Origin of the sequence: Microbacterium marmarense, assembly GCF_037204165.1 — a bacterium.
GTDB lineage: Bacteria > Actinomycetota > Actinomycetes > Actinomycetales > Microbacteriaceae > Microbacterium > Microbacterium marmarense.
This window is the reverse complement of the sequence record NZ_JBBDGL010000002.1, coordinates 417,594-434,284: the sequence shown is the minus strand read 5'-3', so window position 1 is coordinate 434,284 and position 16,691 is coordinate 417,594. Positions and strand designations below refer to the sequence as shown.

14 protein-coding genes and 2 tRNA genes are annotated in these 16,691 nt (G+C 61.0%); 10 read left to right on the top strand and 6 right to left on the bottom strand.

Annotated elements, in window-relative coordinates; all coding sequences use genetic code 11:
• Positions 1-90: 90 nt before the first annotated feature.
• Entirely contained in the window at positions 91-1,596 is a 1,506-nt protein-coding gene (locus tag WDU96_RS08455; RefSeq protein ID WP_337338053.1) for an amidohydrolase, read from the top strand.
• 69 nt (positions 1,597-1,665) lie between these two features.
• On the opposite strand, the gene WDU96_RS08450 is transcribed toward WDU96_RS08455, so the two are convergent.
• Positions 1,666-2,151, bottom strand: coding sequence for a Dps family protein (locus WDU96_RS08450; protein ID WP_337338052.1), 486 nt, complete (start codon positions 2,149-2,151; stop codon positions 1,666-1,668).
• A 174-nt stretch (positions 2,152-2,325) separates the two neighbouring features.
• On the opposite strand from WDU96_RS08450, the gene WDU96_RS08445 reads away from it, so the two are divergent.
• Both WDU96_RS08445 and WDU96_RS08440 read left to right on the top strand, forming a co-directional pair.
• Positions 2,326-4,431, top strand: coding sequence for an acyltransferase family protein (locus tag WDU96_RS08445; RefSeq protein ID WP_337338051.1), 2,106 nt, complete (start codon positions 2,326-2,328; stop codon positions 4,429-4,431).
• Between the two features lie 26 nt (positions 4,432-4,457).
• Complete coding sequence (locus WDU96_RS08440) at positions 4,458-4,994, top strand: gamma carbonic anhydrase family protein (protein ID WP_337338050.1); 537 nt, start codon at positions 4,458-4,460, stop codon at positions 4,992-4,994.
• Here WDU96_RS08440 and WDU96_RS08435 read toward each other — a convergent pair.
• Both WDU96_RS08435 and WDU96_RS08430 read right to left on the bottom strand, forming a co-directional pair.
• Positions 4,991-5,896 (bottom strand): alpha/beta fold hydrolase, encoded by a 906-nt coding sequence (locus tag WDU96_RS08435; protein ID WP_337338049.1) that lies wholly within the window; start codon positions 5,894-5,896, stop codon positions 4,991-4,993. The genes WDU96_RS08440 and WDU96_RS08435 overlap by 4 nt on opposite strands.
• 204 nt (positions 5,897-6,100) lie before the next feature.
• A tRNA-Gly gene (locus tag WDU96_RS08430) sits at positions 6,101-6,174 on the bottom strand.
• A gap of 186 nt (positions 6,175-6,360) precedes the next feature.
• Here WDU96_RS08430 and WDU96_RS08425 point away from each other — a divergent pair.
• The 5 genes from WDU96_RS08425 to clpX all read left to right on the top strand — a co-directional run bounded on the left by WDU96_RS08425 (position 6,361) and on the right by clpX (position 10,827).
• Positions 6,361-6,434 (top strand) — tRNA-Pro (locus tag WDU96_RS08425).
• Positions 6,435-6,502: 68 nt separating this feature from the next.
• Positions 6,503-7,948 carry a trigger factor gene (gene tig / locus WDU96_RS08420; RefSeq protein WP_337338048.1) on the top strand — a complete coding sequence of 482 codons (1,446 nt, stop codon included), beginning with the start codon at positions 6,503-6,505 and terminating at the stop codon, positions 7,946-7,948.
• A gap of 144 nt (positions 7,949-8,092) precedes the next feature.
• Positions 8,093-8,689 carry an ATP-dependent Clp protease proteolytic subunit gene (locus WDU96_RS08415; protein ID WP_337338047.1) on the top strand — a complete coding sequence of 199 codons (597 nt, stop codon included), beginning with the start codon at positions 8,093-8,095 and terminating at the stop codon, positions 8,687-8,689.
• 29 nt (positions 8,690-8,718) lie between these two features.
• The gene (locus tag WDU96_RS08410) at positions 8,719-9,390 is read left to right on the top strand and encodes an ATP-dependent Clp protease proteolytic subunit (RefSeq protein WP_337338046.1); all 672 of its coding nucleotides are present in this window, start codon (positions 8,719-8,721) and stop codon (positions 9,388-9,390) included.
• A 168-nt stretch (positions 9,391-9,558) separates the two neighbouring features.
• Positions 9,559-10,827, top strand: a complete 1,269-nt coding sequence (gene clpX / locus WDU96_RS08405; protein WP_337338045.1) for an ATP-dependent Clp protease ATP-binding subunit ClpX — start codon at positions 9,559-9,561, stop codon at positions 10,825-10,827.
• Here clpX and WDU96_RS08400 read toward each other — a convergent pair.
• A complete protein-coding gene (locus WDU96_RS08400; RefSeq protein ID WP_337338044.1) occupies positions 10,824-12,875 on the bottom strand; it encodes a M3 family metallopeptidase in 2,052 nt (683 codons plus the stop codon). The two genes, clpX and WDU96_RS08400, sit on opposite strands and share 4 nt — an antisense overlap.
• An 83-nt stretch (positions 12,876-12,958) precedes the next feature.
• Here WDU96_RS08400 and WDU96_RS08395 point away from each other — a divergent pair, with 83 nt between their 5' ends.
• Positions 12,959-13,564, top strand: coding sequence for a helix-turn-helix domain-containing protein (locus WDU96_RS08395; protein ID WP_337338043.1), 606 nt, complete (start codon positions 12,959-12,961; stop codon positions 13,562-13,564).
• The gene (locus tag WDU96_RS08390; RefSeq protein WP_337338042.1) at positions 13,561-13,770 is read left to right on the top strand and encodes a hypothetical protein; all 210 of its coding nucleotides are present in this window, start codon (positions 13,561-13,563) and stop codon (positions 13,768-13,770) included. Before WDU96_RS08395 ends, WDU96_RS08390 begins: the two co-directional genes overlap by 4 nt.
• Before the next feature lie 20 nt (positions 13,771-13,790).
• Here the strand turns inward: WDU96_RS08390 and WDU96_RS08385 are convergent, their stop codons facing one another.
• Together WDU96_RS08385 and valS are read right to left on the bottom strand one after the other, a co-directional pair.
• On the bottom strand, positions 13,791-14,036 hold the full coding sequence (locus tag WDU96_RS08385; RefSeq protein ID WP_337338041.1) for a hypothetical protein: 246 nt from the start codon (positions 14,034-14,036) through the stop codon (positions 13,791-13,793).
• A 1-nt stretch (position 14,037) separates the two neighbouring features.
• On the bottom strand, positions 14,038-16,617 hold the full coding sequence (valS, locus tag WDU96_RS08380; protein WP_337338040.1) for a valine--tRNA ligase: 2,580 nt from the start codon (positions 16,615-16,617) through the stop codon (positions 14,038-14,040).
• Positions 16,618-16,691: the final 74 nt, after the last annotated feature.

The window sequence follows — 16,691 nt, the reverse complement described above, 5'->3', positions numbered from 1 at the left end:
AACCAGAGGCATGCGATGTTGCCCGCCGTACGTCGATTTGCGTCTCGCATGCCGAGCGAAACGCGATCTTGAAATGCGAAAGAGTGCACGATGAGTCTGGGTAAGAGCGAACACGTGTCGGTGATCGCGAACGCGCGCCTCAGCGGCGCGGAGCGGGTCGACCCCTTCGGCAGCGAGCTGGTCGACGTTCACATTGCACACGGGTTCATCGTCGATATCGCACCGGCCGGCGCCATAGCTCGCAGAGGCGGGGTGCTCGACGCTCAGGGGGCGTGGTTGATTCCCGGCTTGTGGGATCACCACGTTCACGTCATGCAGTGGGCGCTCGAATCCACGCGTCAGCCGTTGGGACATGCCACTTCGGCGGCCCAAGCAGCAGAGATCATGAGCACAGCACCCATTCGAGACGACGGCCGACGTGTCGGCAGTGGCTTTCGTGATGCCTTCTGGCCCGACGAACCAAGCCTTGAGACGCTCGACGCCGTGACCGGAATGGTGCCGACGTATCTCATCAATGCCGACGTGCACAGTGTGTGGCTGAACTGGGCTGCGTGGCGCCGAGAGGGCTTTGAGCCTGACGAATCAGGGATGCTGCGAGAAGAGCCAGCTTTCGAGATTTCACGGCGATTGAATGCTGTCCCCGCCGACGTGAGCGACCCGCTGGTGTCACGAATGGCCGCAGAGGCGGCATCGAAAGGCATTGTTGGCCTCGTCGATCTCGATATGGCGTGGAACGAAGAAGCTTGGGCGCGGCGGATGGCCAGGGGTTTCGACACCTTGCGCGTGGAGTTTGGAATCTATCCGCACGACCTTGATCGAGCCATCTCGGAGGGGCTGCAGACGGGCGACGACGCCCGAGGATCGAACTCTCATCTCGCACGGGTCGGTCCGATGAAAGTCATCACAGATGGTTCGCTCGGCACTCGTACTGCGGCGTGTTCACACGCGTACCCAGACGATGAGCACAATCACGGCCTGCTCACTATCGATCCCGAGACACTCGTGGATCTGATGACCCGAGCGACGGTTTCGGGCCTCGCCTGCGCTATTCATGCCATCGGCGATGTGGCGAACTCTCACGCCCTCGATGCATTCGCGACCACGGGCGCGTGGGGAACAATCGAACACGCGCAGTTGGTCTCTCACGCTGATATTCCACGATTTGCAAGGCTGGGTATCGGCGCCAGCGTGCAACCCGAGCACGCTATCGATGACCGCGATCTCGCCGACACCATCTGGCAGACGCAAACGGCGCAACCGTATCCGCTGCGGGCGCTGGCTGACGGGGGCGTCAACCTGCTCTTCGGTTCGGACGCCCCAGTGTCACCGTTGGATCCGTGGGCGGGGATCGCCGCCGCCGTCTTCCGTACTCGAGATGGCCGCCCTGCGTGGCAGGATCACCAGCGGGTGGACGTGCGAACAGCCCTCGGCGCGTCCACCCACGGCGGCTCCGCCAGCGTCGCCCGGATCGAGCCCGGCGCGGTCGCCGATCTCGTACTGTGTGCACACGATCCGTCGACTGCAGACGAGACTGGACTGCGCTCGATGAAAGTGCTCGCGACGATGCTCGAGGGTCGGCTCACCCACCGCGGCTAGAAAGCGGTGCGGCAACGCAGAACGGCCTCCGACTCGTGAGTCGAAGGCCGTACTGCGTGCGTGGTGTTGTTATGCCGCGACGTGCGCGAAGAGGAACCAACGGTCTTTCTCGAGCGACTGCATGATGCTGATGGCGACGTCCTGGCTCGTCAGATCGAACTCGTCCAGTCCGTCGATGGCTGCCTTCACATCTGCGATCACAGCGTCCATGTCGGAGATCACCGAGCGAACCGTGTCATCCCACTGCGAGAACCCGGCCGCTACAGCGGTCTTAGAGGCTTTGTCAGCGACTGTAGAAACGCGCGCGTCTACGGGAAGGCCAAGCGCGACGATCCGTTCGGCGGCAGTATCTGCGCCGTTCTGCGCGTTGCCGACAATTGTGTCGAGAAGCTCGTGGATTGCGATGAAGTTCGCGCCGCGAACATTCCAGTGCGCCTGCTTTCCGTTTACGGCGAGCGACTGCAGGCCGATGACGACAGGAGTGAGGAATTGGGCTGCTGCTGCAGCGGTGTTGGGGTCTGCGGCTGTGGCTGCGGTAGTTTGCGTCTTGCTCATGTTGAGCGCCTCCATCTCAGATCAAAGGGCCCCGGTTGGGGCGGATCTGTCTCGTCTCGTGTAACGCTACTCAGCCCTGGAAATTCCGCAAGCAAGACAAGGCTCGGCTAACCAGAACGTGCCGCGACGCTAGTCGCTACCTGGAATGGTTGCTTCACCGACTAACGTCGAGGCGTGCCTTCCGCTGATCACGAGCTTGGGTCCGCGCGCGCGGTGTCAACCTCACCCGAACACCAAACCGCGACGACCTTCCTGCCGCATGTGCAGGGACTTCGTGCGATCGCCGTTCTCTGCGTCGTGCTGTACCACTTTTGGCCTGGCCGTCTCACAGGCGGCTACGTCGGCGTCGACATCTTCTTCGTCATCTCGGGGTTCTTGATCACGGCGCATCTGATGCGCGAATTGACCGCAACGGGCACGGTTCGCCTTGGGCAGTTCTGGGCCCGCCGGGCCCGTCGGCTGTTGCCAGCATCACTTCTCGTGCTGCTCTTCTCAGCGCTCGTCGCCATGTCTCCGTACCTCACGCCTACCTCGGCCTTGCCGAACGAAGTGCGCGAGATTCTAGCGTCGACGTTTTACGTCGAGAACTGGTACTTGGCGATCAATTCGGCTGACTATCTGAATCATTCCGGTGATCCCACGACCGTGCAGCACTATTGGTCACTGTCACTCGAAGAGCAGTTCTACGTGATGTGGCCGCTGCTCATGCTTCTCGCGGCGTGGATCGGCGTCAAATGGTTTTCGGGCGCGCGCCGAAAGGCGGTCATCGTCACACTCGCTGTGATCTCGCTGGCGTCATTCGTCTTCTGCGTTGTGTTCACGCTGACCGACCCGGCGCCAGCGTATTTCGTGACATTCGGCCGGATGTGGCAGTTCGGCGTGGGTGCGATGATCGCGCTGGTGCCGTGGTTGCGTGTGAAGCACCCGCTGGCGAGCTTTGTTCTCGGTTGGGCAGGATTGGTCGCGATTCTCTACGCAGCGGTGCAGTTCGATGGCCAGACACCGTTCCCGGGGTATATGGCGGCAATACCTACTCTGGGCGCGGCTGCGGTGATTGCAGCGTCAAACACTGAGCGCTGGTGGTACCCCACACGAGTGCTCGCGATTCGCCCGGCCCAGTTCATCGGCGATATCTCGTACTCGCTGTATCTCTGGCACTGGCCATTGATCATCATCGCGCCTTCGGTACCGTTTTGGGGACTCACGATCTACCACCGGCTCGCCCTGCTCGTGCTCTGCTTCGTGCTTGCGTGGCTGACGAAGCGGTTCGTGGAAGACCCCGCGCGTCGCTGGAAGGTTCTGACCTCGCGGCCGCCGCGCGTGACGCTGTTCTCCTCGCTCGGAGCGATGTTGCTCGTCGCCGTCGTTGCTGTTGCCGCGTGGGGTGTGAACGCTCCGGCTTATGCAGCTGGCGTACGCGGGCTAGAAGAACTCCGTGACGATCCGCCCACTTGTTTTGGCGCAGCGGTGGTACTCGATGAAGCGTGTGGTGACGTTGATTTCGGTGACGCCGTGTTGCCAGCACCGGGCTTTGCGGGCGTGGACAGGCCGGCCGACGAGCAGTGCTTTGTGCAGTTGACCGATTCGCGCCCCGTGTCATGCACGTTCGGCTCTGATGATCCTGAGGCACCGCGCGTAGCGCTGGTGGGCGATAGCCACGCATACCAGCTGCTCTCGACTTTTCAGCAGCTCGCCGAGGCCAACGGCTGGCAACTGGTGACGTGGTTCAAGGGCGCATGCCCGTGGAACACCACGCCCCTTTCCACACCGGGCGCATTCGGCGAGGCCTGCACGCAATGGCGCGACGAGGTGCGCGCCGCGATCACCGATGCAGACCTCGACGCAGTGTTCACCGCGGCGATAGCGACAACCCCCTATTCCGCTCAGGGGTTTGATTCTTCATACGATGCCGCAGTTTCTGGCTACCAAGAAGCATGGTCCGAAGTGCTCGATGAGGGCACCCCGGTCATCACGGTCGTCGACAACCCAGTGTGGGAAACCGACCCGAACAAGTGTTTGAGAACGAGGGATGCTGCGACCTGCGTCGGTGCACGAGATGACGTGTTGGTTCAAGACGACCCCCTGCGCGGCGCGGCGGGAGGAATTGAAGGGGTCACCCTGCTCGACTTCACCGATGTCTTTTGCGGTCCCGAGGTGTGCAGCACCGTTGTGGGCGGGGCGAATATCTACCGCGATCAAGATCATTTGACGGTCACCTTCGCCAATTCCCTTGCGCCCTGGTACGAACAAGCAGTAGCCGACGCGCTAGCTGCGCGCTAGCGGTCACGCCCCGTATTGTCAGTGGCATGACTCTTGCTGCCGGTGCCACGATCCTCTCTGTCGGAGGCCATGCGCCTGACATTCATGCCGAAGCGTTCATTGCCGCCGGCGCCCGTCTCATCGGGGCTGTCACTCTAGGTGAAGGCGCAAGTGTTTGGTACAACGCTGTCTTGCGTGCTGACAGCGACTCCATCACGATCGGGGCCGGTAGCAACCTGCAAGACAACGTTTCTGTGCACGTAGACCGCGGCTCGCCGCTGTTTATCGGCGAAGACGTCTCGGTCGGGCACAACGCGGTCGTGCACGGCTGCACTATTGGTGACGGTTCGTTGATCGGTATGGGAAGCGTGGTGCTCACTGGCGCTGTGATCGGGGCGGGAAGCCTGGTGGCGGCCGGTGCTGTCGTGCTCGAGGGCACTGTGGTGCCGCCCGGGTCACTGGTTGCAGGCGTTCCCGCCAAGGTGCGTCGCGAGCTGTCGCTTGAAGAGCGTGACGGAATTCTTCGAAACGCCCAGAACTACCGCGAGCACCTCGCGGCACATGAGCAAGCGGTTGCGCTCTAGTCGACCTCGCCGGTCGGATGATTCGCACCCCGGTGCACCTCATACAACCGCACGTGTCCGGGCCAGGCGGGGTCATTGAGGATCGGCTTGTCATCCATGAAGAGCTTGATGACGTGTGCGAGCTGCCCTGGGTGACTGAAGTTGATGGCGTGTGCGGCACCCTCGAGCAGCACCACGAGCACATGGCTGTCGACTTGGCTGGCGACTTCATCGATTCGATGCGCGTGGGGGAGTAGGGGATCGTGTTCGCCGAGCACGACCAGTGTGGGGATGCGCAGTTCAAGGAGTCGCTGGAGCGACGGGTACTGCGTGAGGGCCTTGAACAGGCGCACTGTGCTCGGCACTCCGAAACGCAGATAGTCCGGCACGGCGACTGTCGCCATGCGCGTGGGCTCTCGGACGGCATCTTTTGACAATTGCCCGATGGCGCGCCGCAATGGCTGGTTGAACGCGCCGCCAGCTGGCGACACAAGAACAGCGCGATCGATTCTGTCGGGATAGTGGTGCGCGAACTCGATGATGACCGGACATCCCATTGAGTTTCCGACCAGAGTGGCTTTGTCTACTCCTCGATCGTCGAGGAATGAAGCCGTTGCATGAGCAAGTTCTGGAATATCGAGCATTCCCTTTTTGCGTCCGCTTCGTCCGAAACCGGGCAGGTCAGGCACATAGGTATGAAAATCGTCCGCCAGAATCTCGGCCGTCGGCAGCAGATAGCGCCCCGACAGCCCGAACCCGTGAATATGAGCCATCACGCGGCTATCCGCAGGCACCACGGGGGACTCGCGGTAGAACACATCGACGTCGTCGACGTGTGTCCATTTCTCCGCAAGTCGGGAGGCGGGCTTCCTGGGGAGCTTGCGAGCGGGCGCGGCCCCGATCGGGCCATTCGTCGAGGTCATGTCGCGATCCTTTGGCAGGAGATGTACGGCCAGTGCGGCGTGCTCACATCATTTCACTGCAACTCATGCAAGTCATCGCCGATATCGGGTGATTCGTCGACTGCGATGGCAAGACGCGGAACCTGACCGGCGCAGCCAGCGGTAGAACAGAAGCCGTTGCGACGGTCAGACAAAAAACCCCCGGCATGACCGGGGGTTTTTCTTTGGAGGGGCTGACGAGAATCGAACTCGCATCATCTGTTTGGAAGACAGAGGCTTTACCACTAAGCTACAGCCCCGCATCGGACGGATGCCGGATGGGTTTCTGCGGGAAAGACATCCCCGCAGCATCCACAATTCTAATCACAACTTGAGCACCTTCGTGACACGTTGTTCTGTCGCGGATCGCGTGCGGAGCAACAGCACAGATGTGTCGGCTAGACTGCACTGGGCCGAAATCGTACACAGCTGTGTGCGCAGCCGCCCGGGGCGTAGCTCAGCTTGGTAGAGCGCCCGCTTTGGGAGCGGGAAGTCGCAGGTTCGAATCCTGTCGCCCCGACAGTATCCAGCGAACAGACCTTCAACCGCCGCGGTATTTTGCGGTCCAAACGAGGAGAACTAATAGGCATGGTGAACAGCACCGTCGAGACGCTCAGCCCCACTCGGGTCAAGCTCCACATCACGGTAAGCCCGGAAGAGCTCAAGCCGAGCATTGCTCACGCATACGAGCACATTGCCAAGGACATCCAGATTCCTGGATTCCGCAAGGGCAAGGTTCCGGCTCCGATCATTGACCAGCGCGTCGGTCGCGTCGCCGTTCTCGAGCACGCTGTCAGCGAAGGCCTCGACAACTACTACCGCGAGGCAGTCACCGCGAACGAGCTGCGCGTCATGGGCCGTCCCAACGCCGAGGTCATCGAATGGCCCGCGGAAAAGGACTTTTCAGGTGACCTCAAGGTCGAAGTAGAAGTCGACGTTCGGCCCGAGTTCGAACTGCCCGCCTTCGAGGGAACCACGATCGAGGTCGACGCCGTAGAGGTCGATGAAGCTGCAATCGACGAGGAGCTCAACACTCTTCGCGCACGCTTCGGCACTCTCGTGCCTGTGGATCGCCCCGCGGCAACCGGCGACTTCGTTGAACTCGACCTCGTCGCTGCGATTGACGGCAACGAGATCGACCGCGCAGAGGGTGTTTCTTACGAACTCGGCTCGGGCGAACTGCTTGAGGGCATCGACGAAGCAATCGAGTCTCTCACCGCTGGCGAAGACACGACGTTCCGTTCGAAGCTCGTTGGCGGCGACCACGCCGGTGAAGAAGCTGAGGTTGCGGTCACCGTCAAGGCAGTCAAGGAGCGGGAGCTTCCTGAAGCCGACGATGACTTCGCGCAGATTGCCAGCGAGTTCGACACCGTCGCAGAACTGCGTGACAGCCTGAGCGAGAAGGTCGGTCAGCAGTCGGTCTTCACCCAGGGCTCTGCAGCACGCGACAAGCTCATCGAGCAGCTTCTTGAGACCGTTGAGATTCCGGTTCCGCAGCAGCTGATCGACGACGAGGTCAACAACCACCTCGAGGGTGAGAATCGCCTCGAAGACGACGAGCACCGCGCCGAGGTCGCTGAGGCGAGCGAGAAGCAGTTCAAGACTCAGATGCTGCTCGACAAGATTGCTGAGAGCGTCAACGTGCAGGTCTCGCAGGACGAACTCACACAGTACCTCGTGCAGTCGTCGGCTCAGTACGGCATGTCGCCGCAGGACTTCGTGAACGCTCTGCAAGAGAACAACCAGCTGCCCGCTATGGTCGGCGAAGTTGCGCGCAACAAGGCGCTTGCTGTCGCTCTGGGCAAGGTCTCGGTTGTCGACACCAACGGCAAAGCAGTCGATCTGACTGGATTCATTGCGGTCGAAGACGAAGAGGCAGCTGAGGAAGACGTAGTTTCCGAGGCTGAAGAGATCGTTGAGGCGGCAGAAGAGGCTGACGCAGTGATCGAGGCTGAGGAGGCGCCGAAGAAGGCTGCCAAGAAGCCCGCTGCGAAAAAGGCACCGGCCAAGAAGCCTGCTGCCGACAAGGAGTAGTCGTTTAGACGACAAAGAGTGAGGGGTGGATGCTGCGGCATCCACCCCTCACTCGTTCATCCGCTCTGCCCAGGGCGAACACGGGCGGGTCACGGCGCTCGCGCCGGTAGATTCGATGTCAAGACCACCGAAACAGGAGTGAATATGCCAGAACCGCTTATGGCGACGAGTGTCTTCGACAGGCTGCTGAAAGATCGCATCATCTGGCTCGGATCTGAAGTGCGTGACGAGAACGCCAATGAGATCTGCGCGAAGATTCTGCTTCTCGCTGCCGAAGACGCTGAGAAGGACATCTACCTCTACATCAACTCGCCAGGCGGTTCTATTACGGCCGGAATGGCGATCTACGACACGATGCAGTTCGTGCCGAACGACATCGTGACCGTGGGTATCGGCATGGCCGCTTCGATGGGCCAGTTGCTGCTGACGAGCGGCACCAAGGGCAAGCGATACATCACGCCTAACGCGCGCGTGCTGCTTCACCAGCCACACGGTGGTTTCGGTGGCACCTCGAGCGACATCCAGACGCAGGCCCAGCTCATTCTCTCGATGAAGCGTCGGCTTGCCGAGATCACAGCAGCTCAGACGGGCAAGTCTGTTGAACAGATCAACGCCGACGGCGACCGTGATCGCTGGTTCACCGCAGAAGAAGCTCTTGAATATGGCTTCGTCGATCACATCCGCGCACATCTGAGCGATGTCGTCGGTGGTGGCGGCACGGCCGCTGAAGACGCAAGCTGATCCCGAAGGCGAAAGAGAGAGAACCGCACATGCACACCCCCACCTTCGGAAACGCCGAGCCCCAGGCGCTTCAGTCACCCGGCAGCCGCTACGTCCTTCCGCAGTTCGAAGAGCGCACCGCGTACGGCTATAAGCGCCAGGACCCGTACAACAAGCTGTTCGAGGATCGAATCATCTTCCTTGGCGTGCAGGTTGACGACGCGTCAGCCGACGACGTCATGGCGCAGTTGCTGGTGCTGGAAAGCCAGGACCCCGACCGCGACATCATCATGTACATCAACTCGCCCGGCGGCTCGTTCACCGCGATGACCGCGATCTACGACACGATGCAGTTCGTCGCGCCGCAGATTCAGACCGTGGTACTCGGTCAGGCAGCATCTGCCGCCGCTGTATTGCTGGCGGCCGGAACCCCCGGCAAGCGGCTCGCGTTGCCGAACGCGCGAATCCTGATTCACCAGCCCGCCGTCGGCGAAGCCGGACACGGACAGGCTTCCGACATCGAGATTCAGGCCGCAGAGATCTTGCGCATGCGAACCTGGCTCGAAGAAACCCTTGCTGCGCATTCGGGCAAGAGTCAGGCCGAGGTCAATAAGGACATCGATCGCGACAAGATTCTGTCGGCCGATGAGGCACTCAGCTACGGGCTCATCGACCAGGTGCTGAGCACGCGCAAGCGTGGCCCTGCCGCATTGACCAAGTAGTTCCTTGAACGAAGTGCCCCACCGCCGAAAAGGCGGTGGGGCACTTCGTTGCGCGCACAGCGAACGACAACCATGCACAGACCGTGTCGCAATCCCGGTGGTTGTCGGTGTCAGCGGTTAGGCTCTGTTGAAAGCCGGGGTCGTCCTGGCAAGACGAGGAGAAGCCTCATGGCTCGCATCGGTGAGAGTGCCGACCTGTTCAAGTGTTCCTTCTGCGGAAAGAGTCAGAAACAGGTTCAGCAGCTCATTGCGGGACCGGGCGTTTACATCTGTGACGAATGCGTTGAGCTCTGCAACGAGATCATCGAAGAACGCATGGCAGAGTCGTCTTCCGGAGAAGTAGTCGAGTTCGAACTGCCGAAACCTCGTGAGATCTTCGGCTACCTCGACGAGTACGTCGTCGGGCAACTCGCGGCAAAGCGGGCGCTGTCGGTAGCGGTGTACAACCACTACAAGCGGGTGCGCGCGCAGGGAACCATCCAATCAGCGGAACAACGCGCTGATGAGATCGAGATCGCCAAGAGCAACATTTTGCTGTTGGGCCCCACCGGCTGCGGAAAAACCTATCTGGCACAGACCCTGGCGAAGCGTCTGAACGTACCTTTTGCGGTTGCAGACGCGACCGCACTCACCGAAGCAGGCTACGTAGGCGAAGACGTCGAGAACATACTTCTCAAGTTGCTCCAGGCCGCTGATTTCGACACCAAGCGCGCCGAAACGGGCATCATCTACATCGATGAGGTCGACAAGATCGCCCGCAAGGCCGAGAACCCGTCAATTACGCGAGACGTCTCGGGTGAAGGTGTGCAGCAAGCGCTTCTGAAGATCCTTGAGGGCACCGTTGCCTCGGTGCCCCCGCAGGGTGGTCGCAAGCATCCGCATCAGGAGTTCATCCAGATTGACACCACGAATGTTCTCTTCATCGTGGCCGGTGCATTCGCCGGACTCGACGACATTGTTTCTGCACGCGTCGGCAAACACGGCATTGGCTTCGGCGCCACCCTGCAAGAGAAGGATGCCAATCTCGACCTTTTCGGTGAAGTGCGGCCAGAAGACCTGCACAAGTTCGGGTTGATTCCCGAATTCATTGGCCGTTTGCCCGTGATCGCGTCAGTATCGCCGCTTGACCGCGCCGCTTTGATCGAGATTCTGTCCGAGCCGAAGAACGCCTTGGTCAAGCAGTATCAGCGCATGTTCGAACTCGACGGTGTCGAACTCGAGTTCGACGAAGGTGCGTTGGCCGCCATCGCCGACCTCGCGGTAGAGCGAAAGACCGGAGCACGCGGACTGCGCGCGATCCTGGAAGATGTGCTGGGTCCGATCATGTTCGACATCCCCTCAACAGACGACGTCGACAAGGTCATCATCACCCGTGCATCCGTCGAGGAACGCGCTCAGCCGACGCTCGTCGTGCGCGAAAAGCGCAAGAGCGCCTAGCCCGCGAGTCCTCGCCGTTTCAGCAGCGGTTCGATCTCAGCGGGGCGGCCGCGGAAGTCGCGGTACGCCTCGAGTGGGTCTTTGGATCCGCCGACTCCGAGGAGCCGCTGTCGGAATCGGTCACCGTTCGTGCGCGTGAGGCCGCCTTGCTCGATGAACCATTCCACCGTGTCAGCATCGAGCACCTCGCTCCAGATATACGAGTAGTAGCCAGCGCTGTACCCACCCGAGAAGACGTGCGCGAAGTATGTCGACGAGTAGCGCGTGGGTACGGCTGGATTGTCGAGTCCGATGTCGGCGAGAGCTGCCGCTTCGAAAGCGTCTGCATCGACAATGGCTGCCGCCTCGTCGCTGTTGAGCGAGTGCCATGCCTGATCCAGCCATGAGGCCGCCAGATATTCGCTGGTTGCGAACCCTTGGTTGAAAGCTTCTGAGTCTTGCAGCTTCTGGATCACATCTGCCGGCAGCGGTTCATTCGTCTCGACGTGCCGCGCATATTGGGCCAGAATCTCGGGCCAGAACATCCACATCTCGTTGACCTGGCTTGGAAACTCGACAAAGTCGCGGAACACATTCGTTCCCGCGAAGTGCGGGTAGGTCACGGTTGCAAACAGGCCGTGCAGGGCGTGCCCGAACTCGTGGAAGAGCGTATTCACCTCGTCGAGCGAGAGCAGGGTGGGCTTTCCTGCCGATGGCTTCGATACGTTGAGATTGTTCACCACGATCGGTGCGGTGCCGAGTAGCGTCGATTGGTCAACGATCGAGTTCATCCACGCGCCACCTCGTTTGGTGTCGCGCGTGTACAGGTCGAGTATGAACAGTCCTAGCGGCGAGCCGTCGTCATTGTGCAGTTCGAAGATGCGTGCGTCAGGGTGATAGCTGGGCAGGTCCGCACGCTCGGTGAAGGTCACCCCGTACAGCTCTGTTGCCGCGCGAAATACGCCATCTCGTAGTACACGTTCGGCTTCGAACCATGGTCGCAGAGCAGCCCGGTCGAGATCGTAGGTAGCCGCTCGCACTCGCTCCGTGTAGAACGCCCAATCGTGTGCCTCGAGAGGGAACGGTCGCGGTTCCGCGTCGACTATCGCTTGCAGCGCCGACTGTTCCTTCGCGGCGTTTGACGCTGCCGGAAGCGCCAGCTGTCGCAGCAACGAGTGCACTGCGTCGGGAGAGCCAGCAGTTTCATCTGCAGTGACATACGCCGCGTGTGAGTCATATCCCAAGATGGCTGCCCGCTCGGCGCGAAGCCGCACGATCTCGAGAAGCACCGGGCCGTTGCTGTTCTCGTTCTCGCGCCTACCCCGCATGCGAGAAGCATCCAGAATTCTCTTGCGACTCTCACGGTTTGTGAGTGACGCGAGATAGGGGTGACCGGTGAACAGAGTGAGCGTCACTAGCCATTGACCCTCGAGACCACGATCCGCTGCAGCTTGGGCAGCAGCAGAGAGCTCGCCATCACTCAAGCCGTCGAGTTGAGCCTCATCGGTGAAGATCAGGGCCAGGTCGTTAGTGTCTGCGAGCAGATTCTTCTCGAACGCGTTGGTGCGTATCGACAGCTCCTGGTTGATGGCCGTCAATGCCTTCTTCGCCTCGCCGTCAAGGCCCGCACCCGCGTGGGTCATTTCACGGTAGCACCGTTCGACGAGATAGCGCTGTTCGTCTTCGAGCACGAGTGAGTCACGCTGATCGTGCAGGGTCTTGATGCGCCAGTACAGGTCAGCGTTGAGCTGCACCGAGTCTTGGTGTGCCGACATGAGGGGCGCAAGAGCTTCATCGATCTCTTGAATCTCTGGCGTCGCATGCGCCGACGAGACTGTGTAGAACGTTCGCGCGACCCTGCCGAGCAATTCCCCACTACGTTCGAGTGCAACCATTGTGTTCTCGAATGTCGGCATCGACCGAACCCGAGTGATGTTTTGAATCTCGGCGCGGTGCTCTGCAAACGCCCGTTCGAAGGCCGGCATAAAGTGCTCGGGTCGTACGCGCCGGTAATCCGGCAATCCGTAGGGGAGCGCAGAGTCAACGAGCAGTGGATTGTCCTTTGGCATGAGATGAGCCTACCTTGAAACCCCAAAGGTTCTGTTGCAAAGAAGCAGTTGCAAAGGTCTCTTTGCACGACTAAGATCGCCGTATGGTCAACGAATCTGCTGCTTCTTCGTCTCCCGAGCGTGTTCTCGATGCCGGAGCGCTGCGGGCGCTTGCCCACCCCCTGCGCGTCAAGATGTACAACATCTTGAGCCAATACGGGCCGCAAACTGCAAGTTCGCTGGCGCAGCAGCTGGGGGAGTCGAGCGGATCGACGAGCTACCACCTGCGTGCTCTTGCCAAGCACGATCTGATCGTTGAATGCAACGGTCGCGGCACGGGACGGGAACGCTGGTGGGAACGCCCGGTCGGTTCAGTGTCATTCGCGAACCGCGATGCGATGACGACTCCTGCGGGCAGAGCGGCCACCCAAGTGGTGATGGGCGAGTTCTTGCGCAATCGCAATGAGGAGCTCATGGCGTTTGTCGGGCGCGGGATCAACGCAGAGCCCGACGAGTGGCACGAAGCCACTCTCATCTCTACATCCACCACGCAACTCACCGCCGAACAGACCCGCGAGCTCGGCCGTCGGCTCATGGCGATCATTGACGAGGTTGTTGCTCAGAATCGTACCCAGACTGGTGAAGGCGTGCGAGCGGTCACCATCCGCAGCGATGTCTTCCCGCTGCCCGACCGAGGAGAACTTCAGTGAGCGCGTTCATCGCCGAGACAGGGCGCCCGACGAGATACGAACGATTTGTTCTCTACGCCGCCGCCCGACTGGAGCAATACGTGTCGGGACGTCTGGAACGACGAGCGCTACCGGTCGCCGACTCGCGGGTTGCGATTGCCGCGAGCGCGGACGACCAGCGCCGTTATGCCAGCGCGGCTGGCGGGCTTGGAATAATGCCGCGCTAGCTGCGCCATGCAGACCGGACTTACATCTCGCCGTCGTCGTCGTGGCTGACCACAGGCTCGCCGGAATCGTCAAGGGTCACGATGACGCCGGAGTCGAGTTCAGCGATCGGGCGGCCTTCGAGCCAGGTGAGTGTCCAGCGCTCTCGTGGTTGACCGAGGGGATCCACCGGCAATGCGGCATCGACTTCTCGCACACCGCGGGCCAGACCCTCTGGGACTGCCCGTGGAGGTTCCTCGCCAGACGTCCAGCGTGTGCCCAACTGCATCTCAAACCTCCTGCGGTGCGAGTTCGATTTCGGTGACTGCTGTTGCGTCGGCGATCGCGTAGTGGATCTCGGCGATGCGCCCCACGGCCTTCAGATCACCTTCGGCTGTGCGTAAGCGTGCGATGACCTCTTCGGTTGCTGCGATCGTAACGCTGCTCACCGGAGTCTTCTGAGACGCTTTGGCTTCGGTCTTGGCGCGACGAATTCCGATGAGCGCCTCGCCGACCGCGATGAGAATCGCCGGGTCGCCATCGGTTCCCGAGGACTTGGGCCACTCGGCAGTGTGAATCGAGCCTTCGTTGAACCAAGACCACGACTCTTCAGTCGCGAAGGAGAGCACCGGGGCAAACAGGCGAAGCATCGTCGAAAGAGCCGTACGTAAGGCCAAGGCCGCCGAGGCCTGACCGACATCACTGCGATCGTAGGCCCGCTCTTTGACGAGTTCGAGGTAGTCGTCGCAGAACGTCCAGAAGAATGACTCGGTTACCTCAAGCGCCCGTGCGTGGTCGAATGCTTCGAGGGCCTTCGTCGCTTCGCCGACGACGCGATCGAGAGTGGTGAGCATCGACGCATCGAGTGAGTGAGTGACTTCTGCGCCTTCGGGAACGGGGAACGAGAGCACGAACTTCGCTGCGTTCAAGATCTTGATTGCAAGGCGACGACCGATCTTGATCTGCGTCGGGTTCTGCGGGTCAAAGGCGGCGTCCGTGCCGAGCCTGCTGGACGCTGCCCAATATCGAACGGCATCTGAACCATGCTGAACGAGGATGTCGGCGGGGGTGACGACGTTGCCCTTTGATTTCGACATCTTCTTACGATCTGGGTCAACGATGAACCCCGAGATCGACGCATCACGCCAAGGCGCGCGGCCGTCCTCGAGCGCGCTGCGCAGCATGGTCGAGAACAGCCAAGTGCGAATGATGTCTTGACCTTGCGGACGAACGTCGAATGGCGCGACAAGATCCCACAGCTGTGGGTCTCGGTCCCATCCACCCGCGAGCTGTGGCGTGAGCGAAGAGGTCGCCCACGTGTCGAAGATGTCGCCCTCACCCTCAAATCCGCCAGCGACGCCGCGCTGATCCTCGGTGAAGCCCGACGGTACGTCGGTGGTCGGGTCTACCGGAAGCGACGCGAGGTCAGGGGTCAGCACACGACTGTAATCGCGCTCTGCGTTTTCATCGAGTCCGTACCACACCGGGATCGGAACTCCGAAGAAGCGCTGGCGCGACACCAGCCAGTCGCCCGTGAGGCCATTCGTCCAATTCTCGTACCGCACGCGCATGAAATCGGGATGCCAAGATACCTCTCGGCCCAGAGCGATCAGTTTGTCTCGCAGGTCTTCGTCGCGCGCACCGTTGCGCAAATACCACTGGCGGGTCGAAACGATCTCGAGCGGCCGATCGCCCTTCTCAAAGAACTTCACTGCATGCGTGAACGGTTTGGGATCGCCGTCGAGCTCGCCGGAGGTGCGAAGCATCTCTACGACCTCCTTCTTGGCGCTGAACACGGTCTTGCCGGCAATTTGCGCATATGCGGATTTGGCAGACTCGGTCGCAATCACATCGGGCGCGTCGGCAATGATGCGGCCGTCCTTGCCCAGGATCGTGCGGTTTGGCAGGTCAAGCTCACGCCACCAGATGATGTCAGTCACGTCGCCGAAGGTGCAGATCATCGCGATCCCTGAACCCTTGTCTTTCTGTGCCAAGGGGTGCGGCAAAACCGGCACCTCGACATCGAAGAGTGGGGTGCGCACGGTCGTGCCGAACAGCGGCAGGTAGCGTTCGTCATCGGGATGGGCGACGAGCGCGACGCACGCCGCAAGCAATTCAGGGCGAGTCGTTTCAATGTGCACGTCGCCCGAGCCATCACTCTTATGGAAGGCGATGCGGTGGTAGGCCGCTGGCTGGTCGCGGTCTTCGAGCTCTGCTTGCGCAATCGCGGAGCGAAAGTCGATGTCCCACAGCGTGGGAGCCATTGCCTGATAGGCCTCGCCGCGTTCCAGGTTCTGCAGAAACGCACGCTGGCTTGTGCGCATCGTGTCGCCAGAGATCGTGCGGTAGGTCTGCGTCCAGTCGACACTCAGGCCGAGCGAGCGCCATAGGTCTTCGAAGTGCTTCTCATCTTCGACCGTCAGTCGTTCACAGAGCTCGATGAAGTTGCGACGGCTGATAGGCACCTGGTCCGCGGCGCGGCTGCTCTTGTTGTCGCCGCCTTCAAAGGGAGGGGTGAAGTCTTCGTCGTAGGACAACGTGGTGTCGCAACGCACGCCGTAGTAGTTCTGCACTCGACGTTCGGTCGGCAACCCGTTGTCGTCCCATCCCATCGGATAGAAGACCGTCTTGCCACGCATGCGCTCAAAACGCACCTTGACGTCGGTGTGCGTGTAGCTGAAGACGTGGCCAATATGCAGGCTGCCTGACGCTGTCGGCGGGGGAGTGTCGACCGAGAACACTCCATCCCTGCCCACTTCTGCGGCATGAATCCGATCGAATGCGTACGTACCCTGCGCAGTCCATGCGGCGTCCCATTTGGACTCAAGGCCTTCAAGAGCGGGCTTATCGGGAATGTGCGCGTCGGACATGGATCTCCTCGACCGGTATATGCGGCACCGTGTGAGCGTGCCTGAGTGTGGATGCTGCACCAGTTTACCGCTCA